Below are 3,422 nucleotides of genomic sequence, written 5' to 3'. Positions count from 1 at the left end.
AAAAAATTTAATTGCTGATGGCGCGTTTTGTTTCTTTGGTATTCCCCTAACGATAGAAATAAGGGATATTTATTGTGCTGATCATCCTGCTGCTGCCATACTGCATAGTGCTGAATTTCTTTAAGTCCGTTGGGCAGCATAAAATCAATAGGATTCGACCCGGTGTAGACGTAGTCGCAGCCCTGATCATTCATCGTCCACTTATCTAGTTCCGGCAGATAAAAATGCCCAACGTGCTTCAGGTCGCGGTAGCTCCATTCGGTAATCACTGACACATCCGCAATCACCCGCGGTACATTGTCGCCCCCAATATTTCCTACTGCTTGAGAACGACGGCGGGAGTAGCGGTACGGGTCAGTCGGAATATTTTCTACCGGTGGAATAGGTTGATGAGGAGCACGATCATTGTAGCGTTTTACTAAATGGTACGCTACCGGAACTTCCGCTTCCGGCTCTTCGGTCAGGGAAACTCGCACGGTATCGCCCAAGCCATCTTCCAGTAGCGTGCCAATACCTACGGCAGATTTAATACGTCCATCTTCGCCATCACCGGCTTCGGTTACGCCCAGGTGCAGTGGGTAGGGCTGCAAATCTTCTTCATCCAGTTTCTGTACCAGCAATCGGTACGCTTGCACCATTATCTGGGTATTGCTAGCTTTCATGGATAGTACTACCTCGTAGTAGTTCAAGTCTTCGCAGATGCGGAGGAACTCCAGAGCGGACTCTACCATACCCAGTGGAGTATCACCGTAGCGACTCATAATTCGGTCGGAGAGTGAGCCGTGGTTGGTACCAATCCGCATGGCGGTGCCGTATTCTTTGCAAATCTTCACCAGCGGAGTAAACCGTTCGCGGATGCGGTCAATTTCTGCTTGATAGCTGGCATCGTCGTACTCAATCGTCTCAAATTTCTTCTTATCAGCGTAGTTTCCCGGATTGATTCGTACTTTCTCTACCAGTCGAGCCGCCAATTCCGCCGCGTTGGGAGTAAAGTGAATATCGGCAATGAGGGGTGTTTCGTGCCCGAGCTTGCGTAGCTCCTTCCGAATATTTTCCAGGTTCTGCGCTTCTTTGATGCTAGGGGCGGTAATACGAATGTATTCGCAACCCGCTTCAATCATCCGCAGGCATTGCTCCACCGAACCTCGCGTATCCATTGTATCTACGGTAGTCATAGATTGCACCCGAATGGGGTGGGTCCCACCCATGGGCAAATCACCGATCTTCACCACTCGAGTAGGCCGACGAACGTACTCCGTTAGGCTTGGACAGTAAGGTTGAAAGGTAGCAATATCGGAAGTAAGCATCTTTTGATAGTGTTATAATGTTATGGTGCTGAGTGTTATAGTGTTATAGTTTTGTGTTTAGAGTTCTGAGTTCACTTTTATACACTTAAAACTCTAAACGCAGAACACAAAACTATGAACATAAGTACTTGAACACGATAACACACGAACACAATTATTTGTTGCTATGGCAAATAAATCAAAATTTACCCAAGATCGCCTAGTTGAGGGCGCATTAAAATTTCCTCTACTACGGTTCGGTCGGAAAGCTGGTAAGCATTGAACGCTACTTCGGCTACATCTTCCGGGGGCATAAACCGTTCTTCGGGTAAGTCGCTGCCGGCCCAGCTATTGGTCAGCGTAGCTCCCGGCAAAATGGAGGTTACTCGAATGTTGTGCGGTTTCATTTCTTCGCGCAGTACTTTGCTCATTCCCAACAAAGCAAATTTACTAATACAGTAGGAGCCTCCGTTAGTGTAGGCCGTAATACTAGCCGTTGAGCAGATATTGAAAATATGCCCTCGTTTAGCATCCATCATGCGCGGAACTAGCGCCCGGGTGAGATAGTAAGCACTGTACACGTTCGTTTCAATCTGCTTTTCCAGTGCTCCGTCTTCCTCCTGGTGAATCTGCCCCGGTAGAAACACTCCCGCGTTGTTTACCAAAACTTCTACCGGAAGCCCGGTTTTCACAATCATTTGGGCAAAGCTCAACACTTCTTCTTTTTTAGAAACATCGGTGGGGTGAATGAACACCTCAATTTCCGGATGCTTCTGAGTAAGTTCGGCTTGTAAATTCTGCAAATCAGCCTCGGTACGGGCGCACACCGCTAACGAAAATCCTTCGGCGGCAAATCGTTGGGCCAGGGCTTTGCCAATGCCTTTGCTGGCTCCGCTAATAACTACTAATTTTTTCATGAACGTATAATCTATTGTTACGTAGAACCTTTTATCAATATAGTGTTGTAGTTTTACAGTGTTATGGTACTGAGTGTTTGTACAGACGATCACAAAATTGGCACTAGGCACCAAAATACTATAACACCCAGCATCAAAATACTATAACATCAATGTTTTTTATGAAAAGTCTCGGCTCCTACTTATTGTTTATCGGTAATTTGTTCACCCGGATGGAAGTGTTCAACATTTACGTGAAACGCACCATCGATGAAGCCGTGAAAATCGGGATTAATTCGTTAACTCTAGTGGCTATTGTATCCACGTTTATTGGAATGGTGTCGACTGTTCAAACCGCCGCAAACTTGGTGAGCGCGTTTATTCCTCGCAGTGTGGTTAGTTTGGTGGTACGTGATATGACGATACTGGAACTTGCTCCCACCATCACTTCAATAGTGCTAGCCGGCAAAGTAGGCTCTAATATTGCGGGTGAACTAGGTACCATGCGAATTTCTGAACAAATTGATGCGTTGGAAGTAATGGGAATTAATTCAGCTTCTTACCTGATTTTACCTAAGGTATTGGGAGCTATGTTGATGTTCCCACTACTGGTAATTGTGGCTGGATTTTTATCCCTATATGGTGGCTATTTAGTAGGAACCGCACTTAATGTAGTAACTGGTCAGGAGTTTGTAGCTGGCTTGAGAACTGAGTTTCAGCAATACTCCGTATTCATGGCTTTGGTTAAATCGGTTGTTTTTGCATTTTTAATTTCTACCATATCGGCGTACCAGGGATTCTTTACCCGAGGAGGAGCTTTAGAGGTAGGGCAAGCCAGTACTACGGCCGTTACCAATAGCTGCATTGCCGTATTAATCTCCGACTATGTAGTAGCTCAATTTTTACTTACTTTAATGAGTAATGGGTAGTGATTAATGAATAATAATAACCTTCATGAGCCATCAATCATCAATTATTACTTTTTTATGATCCGTATCGAAGATATTTCTAAAGCATTTAGTGGCAAGACTGTTCTGGATGGTATAAGTGGAGTTTTTAAAAAGGGCCAGACAAACCTGATTATTGGTGCTAGTGGTACCGGAAAAAGCGTGTTATTGAAGTGTATTGTCGGCCTAATACGACCGGATACCGGAGCGGTTTACTACAACGACCGCGACTTCACCCACGCCGATAAGGATATGCGTACTGAAATCCGTCGGGAGATTGGGATGTTGTTTCA

The 3,422-nt window shown here is 45.3% G+C and carries 4 protein-coding genes; 2 read left to right on the top strand and 2 right to left on the bottom strand.

Annotated elements, in window-relative coordinates:
- Both ispG and WBA23_RS17425 read right to left on the bottom strand, forming a co-directional pair.
- Positions 1-1,307 (bottom strand): (E)-4-hydroxy-3-methylbut-2-enyl-diphosphate synthase (gene ispG, locus WBA23_RS17430; RefSeq protein WP_424583565.1); only part of this gene is annotated, 1,307 nt, incomplete at its 3' end.
- Positions 1,308-1,492: 185 nt separating this feature from the next.
- Positions 1,493-2,203, bottom strand: a complete 711-nt coding sequence (locus WBA23_RS17425) for an SDR family oxidoreductase (protein ID WP_424583564.1) — start codon at positions 2,201-2,203, stop codon at positions 1,493-1,495.
- Between the two features lie 161 nt (positions 2,204-2,364).
- Between WBA23_RS17425 and WBA23_RS17420 the strand changes: the two genes are divergently transcribed.
- The gene (locus WBA23_RS17420; protein ID WP_424583563.1) at positions 2,365-3,111 is read left to right on the top strand and encodes an MlaE family ABC transporter permease; all 747 of its coding nucleotides are present in this window, start codon (positions 2,365-2,367) and stop codon (positions 3,109-3,111) included.
- A gap of 57 nt (positions 3,112-3,168) precedes the next feature.
- On the top strand, positions 3,169-3,422 hold a 254-nt coding region (locus tag WBA23_RS17415), incomplete at its 3' end, for an ATP-binding cassette domain-containing protein (protein WP_424583562.1).

It is taken from the genome of Tunicatimonas sp., assembly GCF_049647865.1.
GTDB lineage: Bacteria > Bacteroidota > Bacteroidia > Cytophagales > Cyclobacteriaceae > Tunicatimonas.
Note: the sequence above shows the minus strand (reverse complement) of the source record. Positions and strands in the feature narration are given on the sequence as shown.

Excerpts from the sequence above, each read along its gene's own strand:
- WBA23_RS17425 (WP_424583564.1), bottom strand. The coding sequence starts at position 2,203 with ATGAAAAAATTAGTAGTTATTAGCGGAGCCAGCAAAGGCATTGGCAAA.
- WBA23_RS17420 (WP_424583563.1), top strand. The coding sequence starts at position 2,365 with ATGAAAAGTCTCGGCTCCTACTTATTGTTTATCGGTAATTTGTTCACC.